This window comes from Kitasatospora sp. NPDC002040, assembly GCF_040296785.1.
Taxonomy (GTDB): Bacteria; Actinomycetota; Actinomycetes; order Streptomycetales; family Streptomycetaceae; genus Kitasatospora.
In genome coordinates this window covers 116582-140700 of record NZ_JBEOXV010000013.1, presented here as the reverse complement: position 1 = coordinate 140700, position 24119 = coordinate 116582, and the positions used below count along the sequence as shown (strand labels likewise).

The following is a 24119-nucleotide window of genomic DNA, read 5'->3' as shown; positions in this document are numbered from 1 at the left end:
CGTTCCCCGAGCCCCTGGACAGTGCAACTAGCTCAGAGCAGGAAGCCGGCCGGGAACGGGTCGGTCGGGTCGAGGAAGTACTGGGCGGTGCCGGTGATCCAGGCGCGGCCGGTGACGGTGGGAACGACGGCGGGGAGGCCGGCCACGGTGGTCTCCTCGATCAGGCGGCCGGTGAAGGTGGTGCCGATGAAGGAGTCGTTCCGGAAGTCGCGGTCGAGCGGGAGTTCACCCCGGGCGTGCAGCTGGGCCATCCGGGCGGAGGTGCCGGTGCCGCACGGGGAGCGGTCGAACCAGCCGGGGTGGATGGCCATCGCGTGCCGGGAGTGCTCGGCGGTGGAGCCGGGGGCGAGCAGCTGGACGTGGTGGCAGCTGTGGATGGACGGGTTCTCCGGGTGGACCGGGCGGTCGGCCGCGTTGATGGCGTCCATCAGGGCCAGTCCGGCGTCCAGGATGTCCTGCTTCCGCTCCCGCTCGAACGGCAGCCCGAACTCGGCCAGCGGCAGGATCGCGTAGAAGTTGCCGCCGTACGCCAGGTCGTAGTTCACCGCGCCGTAGCCGGGGACCTCGATCTTCCGGTCCAGCGCGACCGAGTACGAGGGCACGTTGCGGATCGTCACGGCCTTGGCCGCGCCGTCCTGCACGTGCACGTCCGCGATCACCAGACCGGCGGGGGTGTCCAGGCGGACGGTGGTGACCGGTTCGACCACCTCGACCATGCCGGTCTCCACCAGCACGGTGGCCACGCCGATGGTGCCGTGGCCGCACATCGGCAGCAGGCCCGAGACCTCGATGTAGAGCACGCCGAAGTCGGCGTCGGGCCGGGTGGGCGGCTGGAGGATCGCGCCGCTCATCGCCGCGTGGCCGCGCGGCTCGTACATCAGCAGGGTGCGGAAGTGGTCCAGGTGCTCCTGGAAGTGCACCCGGCGCTCGGCCATGGTGGCGCCGGGGATGACGCCGAACCCGCCGGTGATCACCCGGGTCGGCATGCCCTCGGTGTGCGAGTCGACGGCGTGGAAGACGTGACGGCTGCGCATGGATCGGTCCCCTCGGTGGGAGGGCCGGCTGCCCCCGCAGCCGGCCTCTGGTACGTCCCTGGATTGACGCCGGGTCAGATCAGGCCGTCGGCGATGGCCTTCTCGGTCGCGGCCCGGACGGCGGTCTCGATCTCCGGGGAGAGCGGGAAGCGCGGCGGGCGGACCGGGCCGCCGGGGCGGCCGGCGATGTCCATCGACAGCTTGATGGCCTGGACGAACTCGGTCTTGGAGTCCCAGCGCAGCAGCGAGTGCAGCGACTTGTAGAGCGGCAGCGCGGTCTCCAGGTCGCCGGCGACGGCGGCGTGGAACAGCCGGGCGCTGGACTCGGGCAGCGCGTTCGGGTAGCCGGCGATCCAGCCGACGGCGCCGGCCAGGGCCAGCTCCAGCAGCACGTCGTCGGCGCCGATCAGCAGGTCCAGGCCCGGGGCCAGCTCGGCGATCTCGTACGCCCGGCGGACGTCGCCGCTGAACTCCTTGACGGCCACGATCGAGCCGTCCCGGTGCAGGTCGGCCAGGAGCGAGGGGACCAGGTCGACCTTGGTGTCGATCGGGTTGTTGTAGGCGACGATCGGCAGGCCGGCGCCGGCCACCTCGGCGTAGTGCGCCCGGACGGTGGCGTGGTCGGCGCGGTAGGCGTTCGGCGGCAGCAGCAGGACGGAACCGGCGCCGGCCTCGGCGGCCTGCTCGGTCCAGCGGCGGGACTCGGCGCTGCCGTACGCGGCGACACCGGGCATGACCCGGGAGCCGTCACCGGCGGCCTCGACCGCGGTGGTGACGACGCGGGCGCGCTCCTCGGCGGTGAGGGTCTGGTACTCGCCGAGCGAGCCGTTGGGGACGACGCCGTCGCAGCCGTTGGCGATCAGCCACTGGACGTGCTCGCCGTAGGCGTCGTAGTCGACGGAGAGGTCGGCACGCAGCGGGAGCGTGGTGGCGACCATGATGCCGCGCCAGGGACGGGTGGGCTCGTGCGTTGCGGACACGGGGACGACTCCTTGGGAGGTGAGGTGTGACATTTTATTAGATGGAATGAGCTGACACAAGAGGGGCGCGGCGGACGGGCCGCGCCCCGGCAGGGGAAACGACGACGGCTAGTGGTCCACACCATCTGCCAGGCCGGCCAGTGGCACGGGGCAGGCGAGCGGGCGGGAGTCGGGGCGCAGCTCGGCGCTGCCGGAGAGACAGGCCACGGCGGGGCCGCACATCCGGCCCTGGCACCAGCCCATGCCCGCACGGGTGAGGAGTTTGACGGTCCGGGCGTCGGTCGCGCCGAGCTCCTCGACCGCCGCGCGGACGGCGGCGACCGGGACCTCCTCGCAGCGGCAGACATCGGTGTCCGGGCGGAGCCAGTCCGTCCAGCCCGGGCCCGGCCGGTGCGCGGCGGCCATCAGGCCGGCGAACGCCCGGCGGCGGTCGCGGCGGCGGCGCAGCGCGGTCGGCACCGGCGCACCGGCGATCACCCGGGCCGCCAACTCGCCCTCGGCGACGGCCAGATCGGCCCCGCCGACGCCGCAGGTCTCGCCCGCCGCCCAGAGACCGGGCAGGGTGGTGCGCAGCTGGTCGTCGACCTTGAGCGCCACCGTCCGGTCGGCGGTGAGCACGGTCTCGGCGCCCAGCTCGGTGGCCAGCTCGATCTGCGGCAGCAGGCCGTGGCCGATCGCCACCGCGTCGCAGTCGATCCGCCGCTCGGTGCCGGGCACCGGCCGCCACTCGGCGTCCAGCTTCGCCACCGTCACCCCGGTCACCCGGTCGGTGCCGTGCGCCTCGACCACCGCACTGGAGCGCCGCAGCCGGACGCCGCCGCGCAGCAGGGTCGCGCCGTGACCGGCCCCCTCGACCAGCTTGGCCGGGTTGGCCGCCAGCGTGCCGAGGCCCCGGGCGTAGCCGAGGTAACTGCCCGCCTCGACCACCGCGGGGACCTTCGCACCGGCCGAGACCAGCGAGGAGGCGGCCGCCAGCAGGAGCGGGCCCGAGCCCGCCACCACGATCCGCCGGCCCGGCAGGACCAGGCCGGCCTTGAGCATCGCCTGCGCACCGCCCGCGGTCACCACCCCGGGCAGGGTCCAGCCGGGGAACGGGAGTTGGCGCTCGTACGCGCCGGTGGCCAGCAGCACCGCCCTCGCCTCGACCACGACGGCGGCCTCGTCGGCCATCGCGTGCAGCCGCCAGACCTCGAACCGCTCGGCGGTCCAGACCTGGTGCCCGGTCAGATGGGTGACCGTACTGGCGGCCAGCCGGTCGCGCAGGCCGGTGAAGGTGGACCAGCCGTGGTGCAGCCGCTCGGGGTGGGCGGCGCCCAGGCCGGGTGCGGGGTGGCGGTAGTACTGGCCGCCGGGCCGGGCGCCCGCGTCCAGCAGGACGCAGCGCAGGCCGAGTTCGGCGGCGGTGACGGCGGCGGCCAGCCCGGCCGGGCCGGCGCCCACCACCGCGAGGTCGTACGGCTCAGACGGCGAGGTCGGCACGGCCGTGGCCCTCCTGGGTGGTGACGGTGTCGCCCGGCTCGGCGGGCAGCAGGCAGGTGCGCTGGTTCGGGCGGCCGTTGACGGTGGCCAGGCAGTCGTAGCAGGCGCCGATGCCGCAGAAGGCGCCGCGCGGACGGCCGTTCACCCGGGTGGTGCGCCAGGCCAGGATGTCGGCGGCCCAGAGGGCGGCGGCGATGGTCTGGCCCGGCAGCGCCGGGACGGGGCGGCCGTCGAAGTCGATGGTGTGCCCGGGCTCGGGGCGCGCGCCGACCAGTTCGGCGGGGGTTCGGCGCATGGTGCGTCCTCTCCGGGGTTCGGTGCTCACGCGGCGGCCTCGTCGAAGCGGTCGGCGCGGAACGGGGTGAGGTCGAGCTCGGGCCGTTCGCCGGTGAGCTGACGGGCGATCAGCAGGCCGGTGGCGGGGGCCAGTCCGATGCCCGCGCCCTCGTGGCCGCAGGCGTGGTACAGGCCGGGCACCCGGGGGTCGGCACCGATCGCCGGCAGGTGGTCGGGCAGGTAGGGGCGGAAGCCCCGGTAGGCGCGCTGGACCGCGACCTGGCGGAGCACCGGGAAGAGCGCGGCGGCGTTGGCCGCCAGCCGCTGGAGCACGTCCACCGACAGGGTGCGGTCGAAGCCGACCCGCTCCCGGCTGGCGCCGATCAGCACCGGCCCGCCGGGCGTGCCCTCGACCACCGCGGAGGTCTGCAGGGCGGCCGATCCGCTGGCCACGTCGGCCACGTAGTCGGCGGCGTAGACCTTGTGCCGGACGATCCTCGGCAGCGGCTCGGTGACCAGCACGAACCCCCGGCGGGGCAGCACCGGCAGCGCCACCCCGGCCAGCGCGGCCAGCTCGCCGCCCCAGGTGCCGGCCGCGTTGATCACGGCGGTGGCGTCGATCCGGCCCCGGTCGGTGGTGACACCGAGCACCTCACCGGACGGGCCGGTGCGGATCGCGGTGACGGTCTCACCGAGCCGGATCGACGCCCCGGAGGCCCGCAGCAGGTGAGCGGCTGCCAGCGCGGGCTGTACCTGGGCGTCCTGGGGGTAGTGGAAGCCGCCGGCCAGGCCGGGGGCCAGGTGCGGCTCCAACTCGGCCAGCCGGTCGCCGGGGACCTCGGCCGAGACCACCCCGGCCTTGGCCTGCTCGGCGGCGAAGCCGCGCAGCGCGGCCATCCCGGCCTCGGACGAGGCCACCACCAGGCCGCCCTTGGCCTCGTACTCCACCTCGGCGCCGAGCTGCTCGCCGAGCTCGCGCCAGAGGCCGGTGGAGAGGAGGGCGAGGTCCAGCTCGGGGCCCGGCTCCTTGTCGGAGACCAGCAGGTTCCCCTCGCCGGCGCCGGTGGTGCCGCCGGCCACCGGGCCGCGGTCGACGACGGTGACGGCCAGGCCGGAGCGGGCGGCGTAGTAGGCGCAGGCGGCACCGACCACGCCGGCGCCGATCACCACGACACTGTGGGGGGATCTCTTGGACACGGCAGTAATATGTCACATGGTTCGGTCGATGCCAAGGCCGTGGACACGACAGAAAGGCCCCGGCTGCTGGAAGGACCAGCAGGCCGGGGCCTCACCCAGAACCGACACTCTGTCAGGTGATGTCGTCCAGCTGCTCACGGCGCGCCGCCGGGACGGCGGTCGGCAGCCCGGGGGCGGCCGAGGCCTCGATGCCCTCGGCCGAGTCGACCTGGTCCACCGAGAGGTCCAGGTGCGAGGCCTCCTCGTCGTCCAGGCCGGCGTCCGGGTTGTTCCGGGCCTTGCGGCGGTCGTTCAGGATCGCCACACCCACCGCGACGAAGTACAGCAGGATGATCGGCACGGCCAGGCCCAGCATGCTGAGCGGGTCCGTGCTCGGGGTGGCGAAGGCCGCGAAGACGGTGATCGCCATCACCATGCCGCGCCACCAGCCGAGCAGCTTCCGGCCGCTGACCACCCCGACCAGGTTGAGCATCACCAGCAGCAGCGGGAACTCGAAGCCGAGGCCGAAGACCAGCACCATCCTGGTGATGATGTCGAGGTAGTTCTCCACCGGCAGGATCGAGGTGACCCCGTCGGCGCTGAACGCGATCAGCATCTGCGCCGTCACCGGCATGATCAGGTACGCCAGCGCGGCGCCCGCCAGGAACAGCGGGGTGCCGAAGCCCAGGAACGAGAGCGTGTACCGGCGCTCGCTGCGGTGCAGGCCCGGTGCGACGAACCGCCACAGCTGGTAGAGCCAGACCGGGGTGGAGAGCACCACACCGGCCGTGAGGCTGACCTTGAGCACCACGGCGAAGGCGCTCATCAGGCCGATGTTGGAGACCAGCGCGCAGTGGTCGTCACCCGGCTTGGGCTTGCCGTCCACGCAGGCGGGCAGCGGGGCGATCAGGAAGTTGGTGATCTGCCGGTGGAACACCAGCGCGACGATGGTGATCGCGATGATCGCCAGCATCGACTTCACCAGCCGGTTGCGCAGCTCGCGCAGGTGCTCGGCGAGCGCCATCCGGCCTTCGGGGTCCTTGGCCGACTTCACGGCCTTCTCGGACTTGCTCAACCTCGGTCCTCAACTCGTGCGTTCTGGCCGGGGGCGGACTTGATGACCCGGGGGGCCTCGATCGGTTCGGCGGCCCCCTCCTTGGCGGCTGCCACCGTCTCGTCCTTCAGGTCCTTGGCGGCTGCGACCGTCCCGTCCTTCAGGGCCTTGGTCTCGGCCTTGAGAATGCGCGCCGACTTCCCGAGCGAACGGGCCAGGTCCGGCAGCCGCTTGGCGCCGAACAGCAGCAGGGCCAGGACGACGATGATCAGAATCGTGCCGATCCGCATGGACGACCGCCTCTCCTCCAGGGGCAGCACTCCCCCACTTCGGGCGATGGTAGCCCCTGCGGGTGGCCGAGCGGGAACAGGGGCCGCGCCCCGGTCCCCGCTACGCCTCCGGCTTCAGCTGCTCCGCCGCCCCCGCCAGCGCCCGGGACGCACCGTCCACCTCGCGGGCCAGCGACCTGACGTCGAGCCAGAGGCGGCAGGCCAGCGCACCGAGGACCAGCAGCCCCGCGGTGGCCAGCAGGACGGCGGCGGTCATGGTCCACGGCACGGTGGCGACTCCTAACGTTCGACCGGCAGCAGGCGCATGGTGCTGACCCCGGCCCTGGTCAGCGCCGCCACGATCTTCTCACCTGCGGGCTTGCGCACCGCCGCACCGCAGGCCGGGCAGGTGAAGCTGTAGAAGGTCCGCTCCCGGGTGGCGCCGAGCGCCAGCCGGAAGGCGTCCGCCGCCAGCTCCACCTTCTCCCGGCAGTCCGAGCAGTAGACCTTGAACCTGGTGCCTTCGGCCACGGATCAGTCCCGGTACCCGTCGAGGGCCGCCAGGGCCGCGGCCCGGGCCGAGTCGGCCAGCTCGGCCGGCGAGACGATCCGCCCGTCCTTGCCCAGCCGCAGCGCGAGCGGGCGCAGCCCGGCCGGGTCGGCACTGCGCAGGGTGATCCGCAGCCCGCCGTCCGGGAGCTCCTCGGCCGAGTCGTGGGTGTAGTACTCGGCCACCCAGCGGCCGCCGGGGCCGACCTCGACCACCACCTCGGGGTCGTCGGCGGCCGGCGAGACCAGCCCGGCCGAGAGGTCGCGCGGCTCCAGCCGCGGCGGGGCGGCGGGCTCGTCCAGCACCTTGATCTCGGCCACCCGGTCCAGCCGGAACACCCGGCGGTCCTCCGAGGTCCGGCACCAGCCCTCCAGGTAGGTGTGGCCCTCGGTGACCAGGCGGATCGGGTCCACCAGACGCTCCGTCATGCCGCCGCGCCCGTGCGACCAGTAGCGCAGCCAGATCAGCCGGCCCTCGCTCAGCGCCCGGTCGATGTCGGCGAAGACCTGGCCCTCGGCCTCGAAGGTCACCCCGACCCGGGCGCTGGACTCGGCGTTGTCGCCGGCCGCGTCCTCGATCTTGGCGACCGCCCGGGTGAGCGCCTGCCGGTCCCGCTCGCGCAGCCCGGGCAGTCCGGCCACCGCGCGGGCGGCCACCAGCAGCGCGGTCGCCTCGTCCGCGGCCAGCCGGAGCGGCTGGGCCACGTCGTCGACGTTGTGCCACCAGATCCGCTCGCCGTCGGTGTCGATGTCGAGCAGGTCGCCGCCGCGGAAGCTGGTGCCGCACATCGGCAGCACGTTCAGGTCGTTGATCAGCTCCCGCTCGGTGATCCCGAACGCCCGGGCCACCTCGGCCACCTCGGCCCCGGGACGCTCGCGCAGGTAGGTCACCAGCGAGAGCATCCGCCGGGTCTGGTCGATCGCGTTGCTCACTGCTGCCCCTCCAGCGCAAGGCCGGCCACCGCGCGCAGCCGGTCGATGACGTCGGCCCGGAGCTCCTCGGGCCCCAGCACCACCAGGTCCGGGCCGAACTCGGCCAGGTCGGCGGCCAGGCCGTTGCCGTACGGGATCTCCAGCTCGTCCCAGCCGCCGTCCAGCTCCCGGACGTTCAGCGCCTTGGTGCGGAGCGGGAAGCCCGCCCCCCGGCGCAGCTTCACGGTGGCGCTGGCGGTGGCACCCTCACCGGCGAACCGGGCCACCACCGCGCGCACGTCCACGTGCTCGGGGACGGCGCCGGTGAACTGCCCGGCCTTCGAGCGCACCTTGCCGGTGATCCGGCTGAGCCGGAACACCCGGGCGGCCTCCCGGTCGCGGTCCCAGCCGGCCAGGTACCAGTGGCCGCGCCAGCACTCCAGCGCCCAGGGCTCGACCGAGCGCTGCTCGGCGGCCGAGGCACCGGCCTTGCGGTACTCGAAGCTGACGGGCCGTCGGTCCCTGGCCGCCGTCAGCAGCGGCTCGAAGGCCGCCTCCCGGGCCGGGATCCGGGGCTCCAGCGCGCTGTGCTCGTGGTCCTCGTTGAACGGCACCCCGGCGGCGCGAAGCTTCTGCAGCGCCCCGCTGGCCGCACCGGACATCTTGGCCTGCTGCCAGACCCGGGCGGCCAGGCTGAGCGCGGCCGCCTCCTCGGCGTCCAGCGCGATCTCCGGCAGCCGGTTGCGGTCCCGGCGGGCCAGGTAGCCGACCTCGCCGTCCAGGGCGTTCTCGTCGACGTCGATGACCAGCCCGAGCTCGCGCAGGTCGTCCTTGTCCCGCTCGAACATCCGGTTGAAGGCCTCTTCGCTGCCCTGCTGCCAGGCCTCGCGGTACGCCTCGACGGACTCCCTGAGCTCCTTCTTGGAGAGCGGACGTCTGGTGTTCATCAGGCACAGGGCGAGGTTCATCAGCCGCTCTGCCTTGGCGATCGCCATCGCGGACCCTTCCGGTAACTGGGGTGCATCTTGATCCGCCGACGACCGTACCGGTAGCGACCCGGCCGGGGAAAGCCGAGGGCCGCACCCCGCGACTGCGGGGTACGGCCCAGGGTGAGGATCCGTCAGACGCCGAGCAGGTCGACCACGAAGATCAGGGTCGAACCGGCCGGGATCAGCGGGCTCGGGGACTGGTTCCCGTACGCCAGGTGCGGCGGGATGACCAGCTCGCGCCGGCCGCCGACCTTCATGCCCTGGACGCCCTGGTCCCAGCCCTTGATGACCCGGCCGCCGCCCAGCGGGAAGCGGAAGGTCTGGCCGCGGTTCCACGAGGCGTCGAACTCCTCGCCGGTGGCGAAGGTGACACCCACGTAGTGCACGTCGACCATGGCGCCGGCCTTGGCCTCGGCACCGTCGCCCACGACGATGTCGCGGATCTGCAGCTCGGCGGGCGCGTCGCCAACCGGGAAGTCGATCTCCGGCTTGGTAAGGCTCACAACAAAGCTCTTCTCGTTCGGTGATGTTGTAACAGGGCTACGTTACGCGACGACTAGTCGGACCCGCCCACACCCGCGTCGAGAATGTCGATCACGAAGACCAGGGTCGAGTTGGCCGGGATCTTCTCCGAGGCCTTGTCGCCGTAGCCGAGGGCCGGCGGGATGACGACCTCGATCCGGCTGCCGATGGCCTGGCCGACGACCGCCTTGTCCCAGCCCTCGATCACGCTGCCGCCACCGGTGACGAAGCTGAACGCCTGGCCCCGCTCCAGCGAGGAGTCGAACTGCTTGCCGTCCGCGAACAGCGCGCCGGTGTACTGGACCACGACCTTCTCGCCGGACTCGATCTTCCGGCCCTTGCCCGCGACCAGCACCGAGGTCTTCAGCTCGGTCGGCGCCGCGGCACCCGGGACCGGGGTGATGGTGGACGGCTTCTTGCCGTTGTCCTTCACCTTGGGCATGCCCTCGGCGGGCTCCGCCACGTCACCGCTGACGATGGCGTCCGGCGCGGTGGCCTGCTTGATGTCGATCACGAAGACCAGGTTGTCCTTGGGACCGACACCCATCTGCGTGTTGCCGTCGGCGCCGAAGGCGGCCGCCGGCGGGGCGATCACCAGCACCCGGCTGCCGGCCTTCTGGCCGGCCACCGCGTCGTCCAGCGCCGGGATCAGCTTGCCGCCGCCGGCCTGGAACAGCTGCGGCTTCTTGTTGTCGAAGGAGCTGGCCATGTCCTTGCCGGTGGTCCAGTCCTTGCTGGTGAAGTCGGCGGTGACCCAGTTGCCCTTGTCCACCTTCGGACCGTTGCCCTCGATCAGGGTCTTCACCACGAAGTTGCCGTCGGGCGCCTCGGCCGGCAGCTCGATCACGGCCTTCTGGCCGATCTCGCCGGAGACCTTCGGCAGCACCTTGGCGTCGTTCTTGATCGGCGGCACCGGGGCCTGGGTCGGGCTGGCCGGGGCGCTCGGGGCCGCGTCGGCGGCGGCCGGCTTCTTGCTGTCCGGCCGGTTGACCAGGTACAGCGTCACGATGCTGCCGATGATCAGCACCGCGAGCACCGAGCCGAGGATCGCGCCGAGCCGGCCGGCCGAGCCCGGGTTCTCGTCGTACCCGGCCTCCGACAGGTCCTTCTTGCGCACGTTGGACGCGAAGACCTGCGGGGTCTCGTCCTTCTCGCCGCTCTCCACCCGCCTGGCCTCGGCCTGGCCCCAGCCCGCCGACTGCTTCAGGATCGCGGGCGGGACGACGATCGACTCGCCGTCACCGGGCAGCGGCCCACCGGGCCGAGCGGCTGCCGGATCGGCCACCGCACCGTCGTTCGCGCCACCGGCACTCTTGTCAGTCATGACTCCCCATCCATCTCGCCGCGCCGCGCCCTCACCGGGTCCTGACGGACTCCTGCCACAGTGCGCGACAGTATGTCAGGTGGAGGTGAGAGCGCGGTAAGAGGCGGGACCCGGGGATTCTCAGACGGCCTCGAGGATGTCGATCACGAAGACCAGGGTCGCGTTCGCCGGGACGGAGGCCTGCGCCTTGTCCCCGTAGCCGAGCGACGGCGGGACCACCAGCTCGACCCGGCTGCCCACGGTCTGGCCGACCAGGCCCTGGTCCCAGCCCTTGATCAGGCTGCCGGTGCCGACCTGGAGGGCCTGTGCCCCGCCGTGGCTCCAGGAGGAGTCGAACTGCTTGCCGTCGGCCCAGAGCACGCCGGTGTACTGCACCACCAGGGTCTGGCCGGACTGCACCTGCTTGCCGTCGCCCTTCACCAGCACGAAGGTCTTCAGCTCGGTCGGCGGCGCCGGCGGCCCGGCCGGGATCGTGATGGTCGGCGCGGCCTTGCCGTTGTCCTTCACCTGGGGCATGTCGGCCGGCGGCTGGGTGATCGCGCCGCCGATGGTGGAGTCCGGCGGCAGGCTCTCCATCACGTCGAGCACGAAGACCACGGTGTCCCCCGCGCCCACTCCGAGGTCGGCCTTGCCCTGGGTGCCGAAGGCGGCGGCCGGCGGGGCCACCACCAGCAGCCGGCTGCCGACCTTCTTGCCCAGCACGCTCTGGTCGAACGCGGGCACCAGCTGCCCGCTGCCGGCCTGGTACAGCTGCGGCTTGCTGCCGGAGTCGTAGGAGCTGGTGACGTCCTTGCCGGTGGTCCAGTCCTTGGCGGTGTAGTTGACGGTCACCCAGTCGTTCTTGGCGATCGTGGCGCCGTCCCCCTCGCTCACCGTGTTCACCACGAACTGGCCGCTGGGCTGCTCGGCCGGGATGGTGATGGTGGCCTTGCTGCCGAAGCTGCCCGTCACCGTGGGCATCGGCGAGGCCGAGGCCACCGGGCTCGGCACCGCCGCGGCGGAGGCCGAGGAGGTCGAGGACGCCCCCGAGGATGGCGACCCGTCACTGCTGCACGCGGCCAGCAGGACGAGCGGGAGGACGGCGAGCAGACCGGCGATACGACGCACGGTATTCCTAACTGTCGGTCAAGTACGAGTACGGCAAAGCTCGCCCGACAGCGTATGACCCGATCTGCCCACCGCCCGGGAGGCGCACTACATACCGGCGATCAGCTTCTCCACCCGCTCGTCGACCGAGCGGAACGGATCCTTGCAGAGCACGGTGCGCTGCGCCTGGTCGTTCAGCTTCAGGTGCACCCAGTCGACGGTGAAGTCCCGGCGCTGCTCCTGCGCCCGCCGGATGAAGTCGCCGCGCAGCCGGGCCCGGGTGGTCTGCGGGGGCACCGACTTGGCCTCGAAGGTCTTCAGGTCGGTGGTCACCCGCTCCGCCTGGTTCTTGTTCTGCAGCAGGTAGAACAGGCCCCGGCGGCGGTGGATGTCGTGGTACGCCAGGTCGATTTGGGCCACCCGGGGGTTGGACATGCTCATCTGGTGCTTCTCGCGATACCGCTCGATCAGCTGGTACTTCATGATCCAGTCGATCTCGGTCCCCACGCTGGCCAGGTTCTCGGTCCGGACCGCCTCCAGGGTGCGGCCCCAGAGCTCCAGCACCTTGGCCACCGTGCCGGTGTTGATGCCCTTGCGGTCGGCGAACTCCAGCGCCTTGGAGTAGTACTCCTCCTGGATGTCCAGCGCGCTCGCCTCCCGCCCGTTGGCGAGCCGGACCTGGTGGGTGCCGGTCAGGTCGTGGCTGACCTCGCGGATCGCCCGGATCGGGTTCTCCAGCGTGAGGTCGCGCATCACCACGCCGGCCTCGATCAGCCGCAGCACCAGGTCGGTCGCGCCGACCTTGAGCAGGGTGGTGGTCTCGGACATGTTGGAGTCGCCGACGATCACGTGCAGCCGGCGGTACCGCTCGGCGTCCGCGTGCGGCTCGTCCCTGGTGTTGATGATCGGCCGGGACCGGGTGGTCGCCGAGCTGACGCCCTCCCAGATGTGCTCGGCCCGCTGGCTGACGCAGTAGACCGCGCCGCGCGGGGTCTGCAGCACCTTGCCCGCGCCGCAGATCAGCTGCCGGGTGACCAGGAACGGGATCAGCACGTCCGCCAGCCGGGAGAACTCGCCGTGCCGGGCCACCAGGTAGTTCTCGTGGCAGCCGTAGGAGTTGCCGGCCGAGTCGGTGTTGTTCTTGAACAGGTAGACGTCGCCCGCGATGCCCTCCTCGTGCAGCCGCCGCTCGGCGTCCACCAGGAGCCCCTCGAGGATCCGCTCACCGGCCTTGTCGTGCGTCACCAGCTCGGTGACGTCGTCGCACTCGGGGGTGGCGTACTCGGGGTGGGAGCCCACGTCGAGGTAGAGCCGGGCCCCGTTGCGCAGGAAGACGTTGCTGCTGCGGCCCCAGGAGACCACGCGGCGGAAGAGGTACCTGGCCACCTCGTCCGGTGACAGCCTGCGCTGCCCGCGGAACGTGCAGGTGACGCCGTACTCGTTCTCGATCCCGAAAATTCGGCGGTCCATAAGGCTCCTCTTCTCTGCCCGAGGCCTTGCGAAACCCTTCGGCGGACCGGGCCGGAGCACCGGCCGCCGCGGCGGAGCGGGAGCCCGGCCGCGGGCTCCCGCTGCTACCGGCTACTCGGAGGCGTCCGAGTCCTCCGCGGCGGCGGACTCGTCGCCGCTCAGCAGGCGGCCGAGCTGGCCGCCCAGGATGCGCTTGAACTTCCGCTGCTGGAACCGGGTCCGGTCGAGCACCGCGACCTCCAGCTGATCCGGCGTCAGGGTCCGCGGGGTGCCGCCGTTCGGGTCCCTGGCGAGACCGTCGACGGCCAGCTTGAGCGCCCCGGCCAGGGTGAGCCCGGAGCGGTGCTTCTCGCCCAGGTAGTTGCCGATCGAGTCCGCGTTGCCGCCGACCACGACCGCGTTCTTCTCGTCCACCACCGAGCCGTCGGGGGTGAGCCGGTAGATCTGGTCGTCCTCGGTGCTGCTGCCGACCTCGGCCACGATCAGCTCGACCTCGTACGGCTTCTCGCCGGTCGAGGAGAAGATGGTGCCGAGGGTCTGGGCGTACACGTTGGCCAGCCCGCGGGCCGTCACGTCGGCCCGGTCGTAGGAGTACCCGCGCAGGTCGGCGTAGCGCACGCCGCCGATCCGCAGGTTCTCGAACTCGTTGTAGCGGCCGACCGCGGCGAACGCGATCTGGTCGTAGATCTCGGACACCTTGTGCAGCGCCCGGGAAGTGTTCTCGGCGACGAAGAGGATGCCGTCGTCGTAGGTGAGCACGACCACGCTGCGGCCACGCGCGATGCCCTTGCGGGCGTACTCCGCGCGGTCCGCCATGGCCTGCTGGGGCGAGACGTAGAACGGTGTGGACACCGGCGATCGTCCCCTTCCTGGTTGGGAACCGGCGGGTTAGAGGAGTGGGGCCTGCGGACCGTTGGGGTGCTCGAGCCGGCCGTCGGTGATCGAGTGCGCGATCGTGGAGACCTCGTCGTCGGTGAGCCGGCGGAAGCCGTCCTCGGTGATCAGCGAGACGATCGGGAAGATCTTCCGGGCCATGTCGGGCCCGCCGGTGGCGGAGTCGTCGTCGGCGGCGTCGTACAGCGCCTGCACCACCACGGTGGCGGCCTGATCGGCCGTCAGGTCGGCCCGGTAGAGCTTCTTCAGCGAGCCCCGGGCGAAGACCGAGCCGGAGCCGGTGGCCGCGAAGCCGCGCTCCTCCGAGCGCCCGCCGGTGACGTCGTAGGTGAAGATCCGCCCGCGGCCCAGCCGGAGGTCGTACCCGGCGAACAGCGGGACCACGGCGAGGCCCTGCATGGCCATCCCGAGGTTGCCCCGGATCATCGTGGTCAGGCGGTTCGCCTTGCCCTCCAGGGAGAGGACGGTGCCCTCGATCTTCTCGTAGTGCTCCAGCTCCAGCTGGAACAGCCGGACCATCTCGACCGCGAGGCCGGCCGTGCCGGCGATGCCGACCGCGCTGTACTCGTCGGCCGGGAAGACCTTCTCGATGTCGCGCTGGGCGATCACGTTCCCCATCGTGGCGCGGCGGTCGCCCGCGATCACCACGCCGCCGTCGAAGACCGCGGAGACGATGGTGGTGCCGTGCGGCGCCTCGATCGTCAGGCCCTCGGGCAGCTTGCGGCCGCCGGGCAGCAGCTCCGGCGAGTGCTGGCCGAGGAAGTCGTAGAACGACGAGGACCCCGGAGTCAGGAAGGCAGCCGGTAGACGCCCGGTGCCACCAGTGTTGGCTTCCACACGATTCCTTCCAGGTAGATCAACTAGACGCTGCCCCGGACACTACCCGTTTGCCGGGTGTGATCCACCTGACAGGAGGTCCGAAGTTTGCGCGCGGCAACCCCGTGCATTTCTGACGGGATTGCCGCGCGCGACGAGAAGAACTGACGGCGGCTACTGGCCGCCCTTCTGGACGAACTGCCGGACGAAATCCTCCGCATTCGACTCGAGCACGTCGTCGATTTCGTCCAGGACCGCGTCCACGTCGTCGTTGAGCTTTTCCTGGCGCTCCTTGAGGTCGTCCGAGGACTGCGCCTCTACGGCCTGCTCCTCGACCTCCTCGGAGGAACGGTTCGCCCGCTGCTGCCCACCGCCGGTGTCCTTGCTGGCCATGTACCTCACCCCGCTCGCTCGGTTGGTCCGACCCTATCCACCGGCTACGACTTCCGCGTCCGGTTCCTGTACAACGTTCGTCGTTCGTCAGGATGATTCCCCGTCGTGGGATGTTCACCCGTGGTGATCGAAAAGTTACCCGCCGGAGAGGATCCGGACCAGGTCCTCGGCCGTGCGACAGCGGTCCAGGAGGGCCTCGACGTGCTCCCTGGTCCCGCGCAGCGGCTCCAGCGTCGGCACCCGCTGGAGCGAGTCCCGGCCCGGCAGGTCGAAGATGACGGAGTCCCAGGAGGCCGCCGCCACGTGGTCGGCGTACTGCTCCAGGCAGCGCCCGCGGAAGTACGCCCTGGTGTCCTCGGGCGGCTTGGAGACCGCCCTGGTGACCTCGTCCTCGGTGACCAGGCGCTCGAACCTGCCGCGCGCCACCAGCCGGTTGTAGAGGCCCTTGTCCGGCCGTACGTCGCTGTACTGGAGGTCGACCAGCTGGAGCCGGGAGCTGTCCCAGTCCAGGCCGTCGCGCTGGCGGTAGCCCTCCAGGATCTCCTTCTTGGCGATCCAGTCGAGCTGCCGGGACAGGCTCATCGGGTCGTTCTCCAGCCGGCCCAGCACGTCCTCCCAGCGGGCCAGCACGTCCAGGGTCTGCTCGTCGGCATCCTGGCCGTAGCGGTCCTCGACGTACTTGCGGGCCAGCTCGTAGTACTCCAGCTGGAGCTGGACGGCGGTCAGCCGGCGGCCGCTGCGCAGCTGGAGCTGGTACTTGAGCGAGGGGTCGTGCGAGACCCGGTGCAGGGTCCGGACCGGCTGGTCGACGGCGAGGTCGGAGGTGATGAAGCCTTCCTCGATCATCGTCAGGACCAGCGCGGTGGTGCCCAGCTTGAGGTAGGTGGAGATCTCCGAGAGGTTGGCGTCGCCGATGATCACATGGAGCCGGCGGTACTTCTCGGCGTCCGCGTGCGGCTCGTCCCTGGTGTTGATGATGGGCCGCTTGAGCGTGGTCTCCAGACCGACCTCGACCTCGAAGTAGTCGGCCCGCTGGCTGATCTGGAAGCCGTCCGAGTTGCCCTCCTGGCCGAGACCGACCCGGCCCGCGCCGGTGATCACCTGCCGGGAGACGAAGAACGGGGTGAGGTGGCGGACGATGTCGGCGAACGGCGTGGCCCGCTGCATCAGGTAGTTCTCGTGGGTGCCGTAGGAGGCGCCCTTGTTGTCGGTGTTGTTCTTGTACAGGTTGATCCGCTGGCCGTTCGGCAGCTCCAGCGCGCGGGCGGCCGCGGCGGCCATGATCCGTTCCCCGGCCTTGTCCCAGAGCACCGCGTCGCGCGGGTTGGTGATCTCCGGTGAGCTGTACTCGGGGTGCGCGTGGTCGACGTAGAACCGGGCGCCGTTGGTGAGGATGATGTTGGCCAGGCCGATGTCCTCGTCGGTCAGCTGGCTGGAGTCGGCCACGTCGCGCGCGAGGTCGAAGCCCCGGGCGTCGCGCAGCGGGTTCTCCTCCTCGAAGTCCCAGCGAGCCCGCCGCGCCCGGTGCATCGCGGCCGCGTAGGCGTTGACGATCTGGGACGAGGTGAGCATGGCGTTGGCGTTCGGGTGGCCCGGCACGGAGATCCCGTACTCGGTCTCGATCCCCATCACGCGCCGTACGGTCATGCGGCCCTCCTCTGGAATATCCCGAGACGCGCCGTCCGGCTGCGGGGCGGGTGGGCGCCGCAGCCGGACGGTGAGTTGAGCTGTCCTTCAGGTGGAGCGGTGCTACAGGTACTGCCCGGTGTTGGCGACCGTGTCGATCGAGCGGCCGGACTCGGCCCCCTGCTTCCCGGTGACCAGCGTGCGGATGAAGACGATCCGCTCGCCCTTCTTGCCCGAGATCCGGGCCCAGTCGTCCGGGTTCGTGGTGTTCGGCAGGTCCTCGTTCTCCTTGAACTCGTCCACGCAGGCGGCGAGCAGGTGCGCGACCCGCAGACCGTGCTGGCCGGTGTCGAGGAAGGCCTTGATCGCCATCTTCTTCGCCCGGTCGACGATGTTCTGGATCATCGCGCCGGAGTTGAAGTCCTTGAAGTACAGGACCTCCTTGTCACCGTTGGCGTAGGTGACCTCCAGGAAGCGGTTCTCCTCGGTCTCGGTGTACATCCGCTCGACCACGGCCTGGATCATGCCGAGCACGGTCGCGGCGACCGAGCCCTCGTGCTCCTTGAGGTCGTCCGGGTGGAACGGCAGCGAGTCCTTGAGGTACTTGGAGAAGATGTCCTTCGCGGCCTCGGCGTCGGGGCGCTCGATCTTGATCTTGACGTCCAGCCGGCCGGGCCGGAGGATCGCCGGGTCGATCATGTCCTCGCGGTTCGAGGCGCCGATCACGATGACGTTCTCCAGGCCCTCCACGCCGTCGATCTCGGCGAGCAGCTGGGGGACGATGGTGTTCTCCACGTCCGAGCTGACACCGGAACCGCGGGTGCGGAAGAGCGACTCCATCTCGTCGAAGAAGACGATGACCGGAGTGCCCTCGCTGGCCTTCTCCCTGGCCCGCTGGAAGACCAGGCGGATCTGCCGCTCGGTCTCACCGACGTACTTGTTCAGCAGCTCCGGGCCCTTGATGTTCAGGAAGTAGCTCTTGCCCTGCGGGCGCCCGGTCACCTCGGCGACCTTCTTGGCGAGGGAGTTCGCCACCGCCTTGGCGATGAGCGTCTTCCCGCAGCCGGGCGGACCGTAGAGCAGTACGCCCTTGGGCGGGCGCAGCTCGTACTCCTTGAACAGGTCGGCGTGCAGGTACGGGAGCTCGACCGCGTCGCGGATCTGCTCGATCTGGTTGCCCAGACCGCCGATCTGCCGGTAGTCGATGTCCGGGACCTCCTCGAGGACCAGGTCCTCGACCTCCGACTTGGGCACGACCTCGTAGACGTAGCCGGAGCGGGGCTCCAGCAGCAGGGCGTCGCCCGGGCGGAGCTTGATCCCGTGCAGCGGCTCGGCGAGCCGGACCAGCCGCTCCTCGTCGGTGTGGCCGGTGACCAGGGCGCGCTCGCCGTCCTCCAGGACTTCCTTGAGGGTGACGATGTCGCCGATGCTCTCGAAGGCCATCGCTTCCACGACGTTGAGCGCCTCGTTGAGCATCACCTCCTGGCCGCGCCGGAGTTCGTCGAGGTCGATGCTCGGGCTCACGTTCACCCGCAGCTTGCGGCCACCGGTGAAGATGTCGGCGGTGCCGTCCTCGTTCTGGCTGAGGAAGGTGCCGAATCCGGCCGGGGGCTGGGCGAGCCGGTCGACTTCCTCCTTGAGGGCCACGATCTGGTCGCGGGCCTCTCGGAGCGTGGAGGCGAGCCGTTCGTTCTGGGCGGTGACACCGGCCAGGTTGGTCTGGAGCTCGACGATGCGGTCCTCGAGAATCCGAGAACTGCGCGGTGAGTCGGCGAGCTTGCGGCGCAGGGCGGCGACCTCCTGCTCAAGGTACGAGACCTGAGCAGCCTCGTCGGAACCCCGAACGGGCCGGCCGGCGCTGCGGTTGTAGTCGTCATCGTGGGATGCCACGGTCCTCACCTCCTCCTGGGGGAGCTGGACGACCCAAACCTACCTGGGACCAGGGGGGTGTAAACCCCTAGATCAGAAAGTTGGAACGGGCGTGTCCGATCTTCGCCCTCGGATTGCTTCCCCTCTGCTAGGGAGATACCCAGCGCGCACCGGTCAAAGCGGACCAGATGTATCGTCGGTCGGGTCAATATCCGATCGTGACCAGGGGACGCGGTCGGATCAGTGTACGAATGGCAGGAATGCCCCAGGACGGGATAGACCGGACTGGGCAGGAAACGGCAGGGGACATGTCGGTGACCGGCGAGGCCACGACGGGTGAAGCGCTTGAGGTCTGGATCGACCAGGACCTCTGCACCGGGGACGGGATCTGCGTCCAGTACGCCCCCGAGGTCTTCGAGTTGGACATCGACGGGCTGGCCTACGTCAAGGGCGACGACGACGAGCTGCGCCAGCAGCCCGGGGACACCGCACCGGTGCCGCTGACGCTGCTTCAGGACGTGGTGGACTCGGCCAAGGAGTGCCCCGGCGACTGCATCCACGTCCGCCGGGTGGCCGACCGGGTCGAGGTATACGGCCCGGACGCGGACTGACCGTCAGGTCACGGGCGCCCGGGCCGCGGGCGCTCAGGTCTTGGCGGCCGGCTCGGTGGTCCTGCTGCGGAGCCAGTCGCCGCCCTGCCGGTGCCATGACAGCAGCACCGTCAGGTCCGGGGCGTAGCGCGGGATCTCGTCGCTGGAGTAGCCCCGGGCCCGGGCCGTGACCGTGCCATCGCTGCGCAGCCTGAGCTCGGTGACGGTCAGGCCCTCCTCGGGCTTCACCAGGGCGGCCGAGATCTGCGGCCGGCCGTCCTGACCCGGGATCAGCAGGTAGACGCCGTCCGGCGGGGTGCCGTTCTCCGCCGCGCAGTGCGCCGCCGCCACGGTGGTCGGGCGGCCGTCCAGGACGGCGGCGAAGCTCAGCGCCACCGTGGTGGGCAGCGGGCCGCAGTCGAGCGGCAGCAGGGCCCGGCCGGGGTCGGGGGCGGCGGCGCTCGGGAGCGCGCTCGGCGCGGCCGGTCTGGTCGCGGTCGGTACGCCCCTGGCCGGAACCACCGCCAGCGCCCCGGCGATCACCGCTGCGGTGGCCGCCGCCACCAGCACCCAGTGCCGCACCCGGGTCCGGGCGGTCGGGGGCCCGACCTGCTGCTCTGTCATCTGCACCGTCTCGGCCGCGAGTTCCACCAGGCAGTCCCCTCCAGGGTGGGGTGGCATCGAGCGTGCATCATTTCACGCCCCGCGCCCGGGAGACCAAACAGGGGCGCGGAGCCTTCCGGCTCCGCGCCCCTGCTGTGCTGTCGGTGCTGTTACCCGGCGTCCTTGGCTGCGGCCCGGGCGGCCGCGCGCTCGGCCAGCGTGGGCTCCGCCGGACCGGTGCCGTTGTCGTAGTCCTCGCCGTAGGCGCCCTTGGCCGGGCGGCGGCGGCGCAGCGGCGGCTCGACGCCGTCGGCCAGCCGACGGGACGTCAGCAGGAAGCCGGTGTGGCCGATCATGCGGTGGTCCGGGCGGACCGCGAGACCCTCGACGTGCCAGGTGCGGACCATGGTCTCCCAGGACTGCGGCTCGGTGAAGGTGCCGTGCTCGCGCAGCGCCTCGACCGTCCGCGAGAGCTGCGTGGTGGTGGCCACGTAGCAGCAGAGCAGGCCACCGGGGACGAGCGCCGCGGAGGCGACGTCCAGGCACTCCCAGGGGGCGAGCATGTCCAGGATGATCCGGTCGACCTCGGTCTCCACCAGGTTGTCCTGGAGGTCACCGACCGTCAGCTTCCAGGCCGGGTGCGGGCTGCCGAAGTAGCGCTCGACGTTGGCCTTGGCGATGTCGGCGAAGTCCTGGCGGCGCTCGTACGAGGCGAGCAGGCCGGTGTCACCGACGGCGCGCAGCAGGTACGTGGAGAGCGCGCCGGAGCCGACGCCCGCCTCGACCACGCGGGCGCCCGCGAAGATGTCGGCCATCGCCAGGATCTGCCCCGCGTCCTTGGGGTAGATCACGGCGGCGCCGCGGGGCATGGAGAGGACGTAGTCGGGGAGCAGGGGGCGCAGCGCGAGGTACGGGACGTTCCCCGTGGTGCGCACGACGGTTCCCTCGGGGGCACCGATCAGCTCGTCATGGGGGAACGCACCCTTGTGGGTGTGGAACTGGTTCCCGGCCTGGAGCGTGAACGTGTAGTGGCGGCCCTTGGGGTCGGTCAGCTGGACCTGGTCCCCGACCTGGAAGGGCCCGCGTCGGCGGGTGGCACCGGTCGGTTCGGACATGCGGACAATCCTAAGGGAAACGGAACGCTCCGCCGACCAAGTGATCTTTCAGCGGCCGCGGACGGCCGTGCTCAGCCGCTTCTCCAGGTCGGTCAGGGTCAGCACCCCGTACACCGTGCCGTCCGGCCGGACCACCAGGTACTCGGTCGCCGGGGTGGCGCGCATCGCGGTCAGCAGCTGCTCCCCGGTCAGCTCCACGCCGAGGCGCAGGCCCGGCACCACGTCCCTGGCCAGGGCGCCGACCGCGACCCAGGGGCGGCGCTGCTCCGGGACGGCGTTCACCGCCGCCTCCTTCACCAGGCCGGTCGGCTCGCCGTTGCCGTCCACCACCACGACCGCGCCGGCCTGGGCCTCCCGGGCCCGCCGGAGCGCCTCGCCGAGCGGGGTGTCGGCGGTCACCGAGACGCTGCGCCGGGCCAGTTCGGCCAGCCGGAGGCCGGGCAGCGCCGCCTTGAGCCGGGCGTTGCGCAGGGCGCCGCCGGCCCCGTTCCAGATGATCACGGCCAGCACGGCGGCCAGCACGCTGTCGATCAGGCTGTCCGAGGTGGAGCGCTCCGGGCCGCCGCGCGCGGCGGCGTACATCGGCAGGCCGATCAGCACCACCAGGGCCAGCCCGCGGCCGATCCAGGCCGCGGCCACGGTGCCGGCCATCGGGCGGCCGGTGACGCCCCAGACCAGTGCGCGCAGGATCCGGCCGCCGTCCAGCGGCAGGCCGGGGAGCAGGTTGAAGGCGGCCACCACCAGGTTGCTGACGAAGAGTCCGGCCAGCAGCACGCCGGGCACGCTGGACGGCTCGACCGCCTGGAAGACCAGGTAGAACAGGCCGCCGAGGACCAGCGAGAGCAGCGGGCCGACGAAGGCCAGCCAGAACTCCCGGGCCGGGGTCTCGGCCTCCTTCTCGATCTCCGAGACGCCGCCAAAGAACTGGAGCTGGATCCGCTTGGGGTTGAGCCGGAGCCGCAGCGCCACCACGGTGTGCGCCAGCTCGTGCACCAGCACCGAGGCGTAGAACGCGACCGCGAACGAGAACGAGACCAGGTAGCGGGTGCCGCCGAGCTCGGGCAGCACCTCGGTGAGCTGGCCGCCGAAGATCCAGGTGATCAGTGCGGCGATGACGAACCAGGACGGTGTGACGTAGACCGGGACGCCGAACGGACGACCCATCAGGATCCCCCCGGGCCGTTCCTGCCGCCCGCTGGTCTCGCTCACCGTGGCCCCTTTGTCTCGTCGATCGCTGCTGTGTCCGGCCACGGGCCGCTGCCCTGCCACGCTACGTGATCCCGCCCCGGATCGGCCGACCGCCCCGTCCGAGGTTCTCTACCCGTCCAACGCACGGCGGAGTGCCGTCGTTGCCGAGCTGTGTCCGGGCGTGACAGCGGGCTGTCGGCGGGATGACGGCCGGGGGCAATAGGGTCGGGGTATGCACCAGACCGACAGCGCCCATCCCGAGGCTGTCCCCACCGACTCCGCGGCCGACTCCGCCACCGCGGTTCCGGCCCAGCGCACGGCCCGGCCGCCGACCGGGCTGTCGCCGAGCCGGGCGGGCGATTTCATGACCTGCCCGCTGCTCTACCGGCTGCGGGTGATCGACCGGCTGCCCGAACCGCCCAGCGCCGCCGCGACCCGCGGCACCGTGGTGCACGCGGTGCTGGAGCGGCTGTTCGACAGCCCGGCCGCCGAGCGGACCCCGGAGCAGGCCCTGGGCCTGCTCCGCCCCCAGTGGGAGCGGCTGCTCGGCGAGCGGCCCGAGCTCTCCGGGCTCTTCCCCGAGGACCCGGACGGCGCGGCGCTGGCCCGCTGGCTCGGGGACGCGGAGAAGCTGATCGACCGCTGGTTCCGGCTGGAGGACCCGACCAGGCTGCACCCGGTGGAGCGCGAGCTCTACGTGGAGACGGTGCTGGAGTCGGGCCTGCTGCTGCGCGGCTACATCGACCGGGTCGACGTCGCGCCGAGCGGTGAGGTCAGGCTGGTCGACTACAAGACCGGCCGGGCGCCCTCGCGGGACTTCGAGGGCAAGGCGATGTTCCAGATGAAGTTCTACGCCCTGGTGGTCTGGCGGTGGAAGGGCGTCCTGCCCAAGCGCCTCCAGCTGGTCTACCTCGGCGGCGGCGGGGACGTGGTCAGCTACGACCCGGACGAGGCCGACCTGCTCGCGGTGGAGCGGAAGCTGACGGCGCTGTGGGAGGCGATCGGCCAGGCGGTGGCCACCGGCGACTTCCCGGCCACCCGCAACCGGCTGTGCGACTGGTGCGACCACCAGAGCAGCTGTCCGGAGTTCGGGGGCACTCCCCCGCCGTACCCGCTGCCGCTCCAGCGGGGGCCCGGTGCCCCCGGCGAGCGCGATGACGAGCGCGCCGACGCGCGCACCGACGACGGTCCCGTGACGGGACAGACGGGCAAGGAGTCCGAGTGACGATCCGAGTGCTGCTGGTCGACGACCAGCCACTGCTGCGTACCGGCTTCCGGATGATCCTGGAGGCCGAGTCCGACCTGGTGGTGGTCGGCGAGGCCGGGGACGGGCAGCAGGCGCTTGAGCAGGTCCGGGCGCTCCAGCCGGACGTGGTGCTGATGGACATCCGGATGCCCCGGATGGACGGCGTCGAGGCCACCCGGCGGATCGCCGGCCCCGGCCGGGACGGCCCGGCCAAGGTGCTGGTGCTCACCACCTTCGACCTGGACGAGTACGTGGTCGAGGCGCTCCGGGCGGGGGCCAGCGGCTTCCTGCTCAAGGACGTCCCGGCCGAGGAGCTGGTGCAGGCGATCCGGGTGGTCGCGGACGGCGCGGCGATGCTGGCCCCGTCGATCACCCGCCGGCTGCTGGACATGTACGCCACCAAGCTGCCCTCCGGCGACGAGACTCCGCCGCAGGCGCTCGCCTCGCTGACGGAGCGTGAGCTGGAGGTGCTCAAGCTGGTGGCCCGGGGGCTGTCCAACGCGGAGGTCGCGAGCGAGCTGTACGTCAGCGAGACGACGGTGAAGACGCACGTCGGCCACGTGCTGACCAAGCTCCAGCTGCGCGACCGGGTGCAGGCCGCCGTGTACGCGTACGAGAGCGGTCTGGTCCGGCCGGGCGCGCAGTAAGGCACACAGGAA

The 24119-nt window shown here is 71.6% G+C and carries 26 protein-coding genes; 3 read left to right on the top strand and 23 right to left on the bottom strand.

Annotated elements, in window-relative coordinates; genetic code table 11:
- Positions 1-32: 32 nt before the first annotated feature.
- From ABT118_RS24875 to arc, 20 genes are all read right to left on the bottom strand, one after another.
- On the bottom strand, positions 33-1034 hold the full coding sequence (locus ABT118_RS24875) for a proline racemase family protein (protein ID WP_350672844.1): 1002 nt from the start codon (positions 1032-1034) through the stop codon (positions 33-35).
- Positions 1035-1108: 74 nt separating this feature from the next.
- Positions 1109-1972 carry a dihydrodipicolinate synthase family protein gene (locus tag ABT118_RS24870; RefSeq protein WP_502884661.1) on the bottom strand — a complete coding sequence of 288 codons (864 nt, stop codon included), beginning with the start codon at positions 1970-1972 and terminating at the stop codon, positions 1109-1111.
- A 150-nt stretch (positions 1973-2122) separates the two neighbouring features.
- Positions 2123-3493 (bottom strand): FAD-dependent oxidoreductase, encoded by a 1371-nt coding sequence (locus ABT118_RS24865; protein ID WP_350672840.1) that lies wholly within the window; start codon positions 3491-3493, stop codon positions 2123-2125.
- The gene (locus tag ABT118_RS24860) at positions 3474-3788 is read right to left on the bottom strand and encodes a (2Fe-2S)-binding protein (protein ID WP_350672838.1); all 315 of its coding nucleotides are present in this window, start codon (positions 3786-3788) and stop codon (positions 3474-3476) included. The genes ABT118_RS24865 and ABT118_RS24860 overlap by 20 nt, the downstream gene beginning before the upstream one ends.
- 26 nt (positions 3789-3814) lie before the next feature.
- A complete protein-coding gene (locus tag ABT118_RS24855; RefSeq protein ID WP_350672836.1) occupies positions 3815-4966 on the bottom strand; it encodes an NAD(P)/FAD-dependent oxidoreductase in 1152 nt (383 codons plus the stop codon).
- Between the two features lie 112 nt (positions 4967-5078).
- Positions 5079-6020, bottom strand: a complete 942-nt coding sequence (gene tatC, locus ABT118_RS24850) for a twin-arginine translocase subunit TatC (RefSeq protein WP_350672834.1) — start codon at positions 6018-6020, stop codon at positions 5079-5081.
- A complete protein-coding gene (gene tatA, locus ABT118_RS24845) occupies positions 6017-6289 on the bottom strand; it encodes a Sec-independent protein translocase subunit TatA (protein WP_350672831.1) in 273 nt (90 codons plus the stop codon). Before tatA ends, tatC begins: the two co-directional genes overlap by 4 nt.
- A gap of 100 nt (positions 6290-6389) precedes the next feature.
- Positions 6390-6557: a hypothetical protein gene (locus ABT118_RS24840; protein WP_350672829.1), complete on the bottom strand. Its 168-nt coding sequence runs from the start codon at positions 6555-6557 to the stop codon at positions 6390-6392.
- Positions 6558-6568: 11 nt separating this feature from the next.
- Positions 6569-6799 carry a hypothetical protein gene (locus ABT118_RS24835; protein ID WP_350672827.1) on the bottom strand — a complete coding sequence of 77 codons (231 nt, stop codon included), beginning with the start codon at positions 6797-6799 and terminating at the stop codon, positions 6569-6571.
- A gap of 3 nt (positions 6800-6802) precedes the next feature.
- The gene (locus ABT118_RS24830; protein ID WP_350672955.1) at positions 6803-7720 is read right to left on the bottom strand and encodes a helix-turn-helix transcriptional regulator; all 918 of its coding nucleotides are present in this window, start codon (positions 7718-7720) and stop codon (positions 6803-6805) included.
- A 26-nt stretch (positions 7721-7746) separates the two neighbouring features.
- Positions 7747-8724: a helix-turn-helix transcriptional regulator gene (locus ABT118_RS24825; RefSeq protein WP_350672825.1), complete on the bottom strand. Its 978-nt coding sequence runs from the start codon at positions 8722-8724 to the stop codon at positions 7747-7749.
- A gap of 125 nt (positions 8725-8849) precedes the next feature.
- Positions 8850-9221 (bottom strand): FKBP-type peptidyl-prolyl cis-trans isomerase, encoded by a 372-nt coding sequence (locus tag ABT118_RS24820; protein ID WP_350672823.1) that lies wholly within the window; start codon positions 9219-9221, stop codon positions 8850-8852.
- A 53-nt stretch (positions 9222-9274) separates the two neighbouring features.
- Positions 9275-10564 carry an FKBP-type peptidyl-prolyl cis-trans isomerase gene (locus ABT118_RS24815; protein ID WP_350672822.1) on the bottom strand — a complete coding sequence of 430 codons (1290 nt, stop codon included), beginning with the start codon at positions 10562-10564 and terminating at the stop codon, positions 9275-9277.
- Positions 10565-10684: 120 nt separating this feature from the next.
- The gene (locus tag ABT118_RS24810) at positions 10685-11671 is read right to left on the bottom strand and encodes an FKBP-type peptidyl-prolyl cis-trans isomerase (RefSeq protein ID WP_350672820.1); all 987 of its coding nucleotides are present in this window, start codon (positions 11669-11671) and stop codon (positions 10685-10687) included.
- An 87-nt stretch (positions 11672-11758) separates the two neighbouring features.
- Complete coding sequence (gene pafA, locus ABT118_RS24805) at positions 11759-13120, bottom strand: Pup--protein ligase (RefSeq protein WP_350672818.1); 1362 nt, start codon at positions 13118-13120, stop codon at positions 11759-11761.
- A 111-nt stretch (positions 13121-13231) separates the two neighbouring features.
- Positions 13232-13972, bottom strand: a complete 741-nt coding sequence (gene prcA, locus ABT118_RS24800; protein WP_350672815.1) for a proteasome subunit alpha — start codon at positions 13970-13972, stop codon at positions 13232-13234.
- Positions 13973-14008: 36 nt separating this feature from the next.
- Entirely contained in the window at positions 14009-14851 is an 843-nt protein-coding gene (gene prcB, locus ABT118_RS24795; RefSeq protein WP_350672813.1) for a proteasome subunit beta, read from the bottom strand.
- Positions 14852-15004: 153 nt separating this feature from the next.
- Complete coding sequence (locus tag ABT118_RS24785) at positions 15005-15223, bottom strand: ubiquitin-like protein Pup (protein ID WP_350672810.1); 219 nt, start codon at positions 15221-15223, stop codon at positions 15005-15007.
- A gap of 135 nt (positions 15224-15358) precedes the next feature.
- Positions 15359-16870, bottom strand: a complete 1512-nt coding sequence (dop, locus tag ABT118_RS24780) for a depupylase/deamidase Dop (protein ID WP_350672808.1) — start codon at positions 16868-16870, stop codon at positions 15359-15361.
- A 102-nt stretch (positions 16871-16972) separates the two neighbouring features.
- Positions 16973-18739 carry a proteasome ATPase gene (gene arc, locus ABT118_RS24775; protein ID WP_350672804.1) on the bottom strand — a complete coding sequence of 589 codons (1767 nt, stop codon included), beginning with the start codon at positions 18737-18739 and terminating at the stop codon, positions 16973-16975.
- Between the two features lie 287 nt (positions 18740-19026).
- Here arc and ABT118_RS24770 point away from each other — a divergent pair, with 287 nt between their 5' ends.
- Positions 19027-19329, top strand: a complete 303-nt coding sequence (locus ABT118_RS24770; protein ID WP_350672802.1) for a ferredoxin — start codon at positions 19027-19029, stop codon at positions 19327-19329.
- A gap of 33 nt (positions 19330-19362) precedes the next feature.
- Here ABT118_RS24770 and ABT118_RS24765 read toward each other — a convergent pair whose 3' ends face one another.
- From ABT118_RS24765 to ABT118_RS24755, 3 genes are all read right to left on the bottom strand, one after another.
- Entirely contained in the window at positions 19363-19932 is a 570-nt protein-coding gene (locus ABT118_RS24765; protein WP_350672800.1) for a hypothetical protein, read from the bottom strand.
- Positions 19933-20081: 149 nt separating this feature from the next.
- Positions 20082-21026 (bottom strand): tRNA (adenine-N1)-methyltransferase, encoded by a 945-nt coding sequence (locus ABT118_RS24760; RefSeq protein WP_350672799.1) that lies wholly within the window; start codon positions 21024-21026, stop codon positions 20082-20084.
- A 48-nt stretch (positions 21027-21074) separates the two neighbouring features.
- Entirely contained in the window at positions 21075-22235 is a 1161-nt protein-coding gene (locus ABT118_RS24755) for a site-2 protease family protein (protein WP_502884658.1), read from the bottom strand.
- A gap of 211 nt (positions 22236-22446) precedes the next feature.
- Here ABT118_RS24755 and ABT118_RS24750 point away from each other — a divergent pair, with 211 nt between their 5' ends.
- A complete protein-coding gene (locus tag ABT118_RS24750; protein WP_350672796.1) occupies positions 22447-23439 on the top strand; it encodes a RecB family exonuclease in 993 nt (330 codons plus the stop codon).
- Positions 23436-24107, top strand: a complete 672-nt coding sequence (locus ABT118_RS24745) for a response regulator (RefSeq protein ID WP_350672794.1) — start codon at positions 23436-23438, stop codon at positions 24105-24107. Before ABT118_RS24750 ends, ABT118_RS24745 begins: the two co-directional genes overlap by 4 nt.
- Positions 24108-24119: the final 12 nt, after the last annotated feature.

Coding starts and splice junctions, on each gene's coding strand:
- ABT118_RS24770 (WP_350672802.1), top strand. CDS start 19,027: ATGTCGGTGACCGGCGAGGCCACGACGGGTGAAGCGCTTGAGGTCTGG.
- ABT118_RS24760 (WP_350672799.1), bottom strand. CDS start 21,026: ATGTCCGAACCGACCGGTGCCACCCGCCGACGCGGGCCCTTCCAGGTC.
- ABT118_RS24785 (WP_350672810.1), bottom strand. CDS start 15,223: ATGGCCAGCAAGGACACCGGCGGTGGGCAGCAGCGGGCGAACCGTTCC.
- ABT118_RS24875 (WP_350672844.1), bottom strand. CDS start 1,034: ATGCGCAGCCGTCACGTCTTCCACGCCGTCGACTCGCACACCGAGGGC.
- ABT118_RS24830 (WP_350672955.1), bottom strand. CDS start 7,720: ATGCTCTCGCTGGTGACCTACCTGCGCGAGCGTCCCGGGGCCGAGGTG.
- ABT118_RS24750 (WP_350672796.1), top strand. CDS start 22,447: ATGCACCAGACCGACAGCGCCCATCCCGAGGCTGTCCCCACCGACTCC.
- ABT118_RS24870 (WP_502884661.1), bottom strand. CDS start 1,972: ATGGTCGCCACCACGCTCCCGCTGCGTGCCGACCTCTCCGTCGACTAC.
- ABT118_RS24765 (WP_350672800.1), bottom strand. CDS start 19,932: ATGACAGAGCAGCAGGTCGGGCCCCCGACCGCCCGGACCCGGGTGCGG.
- pafA (WP_350672818.1), bottom strand. CDS start 13,120: ATGGACCGCCGAATTTTCGGGATCGAGAACGAGTACGGCGTCACCTGC.
- ABT118_RS24825 (WP_350672825.1), bottom strand. CDS start 8,724: ATGGCGATCGCCAAGGCAGAGCGGCTGATGAACCTCGCCCTGTGCCTG.
- ABT118_RS24860 (WP_350672838.1), bottom strand. CDS start 3,788: ATGCGCCGAACCCCCGCCGAACTGGTCGGCGCGCGCCCCGAGCCCGGG.
- tatA (WP_350672831.1), bottom strand. CDS start 6,289: ATGCGGATCGGCACGATTCTGATCATCGTCGTCCTGGCCCTGCTGCTG.
- ABT118_RS24815 (WP_350672822.1), bottom strand. CDS start 10,564: ATGACTGACAAGAGTGCCGGTGGCGCGAACGACGGTGCGGTGGCCGAT.
- dop (WP_350672808.1), bottom strand. CDS start 16,870: ATGACCGTACGGCGCGTGATGGGGATCGAGACCGAGTACGGGATCTCC.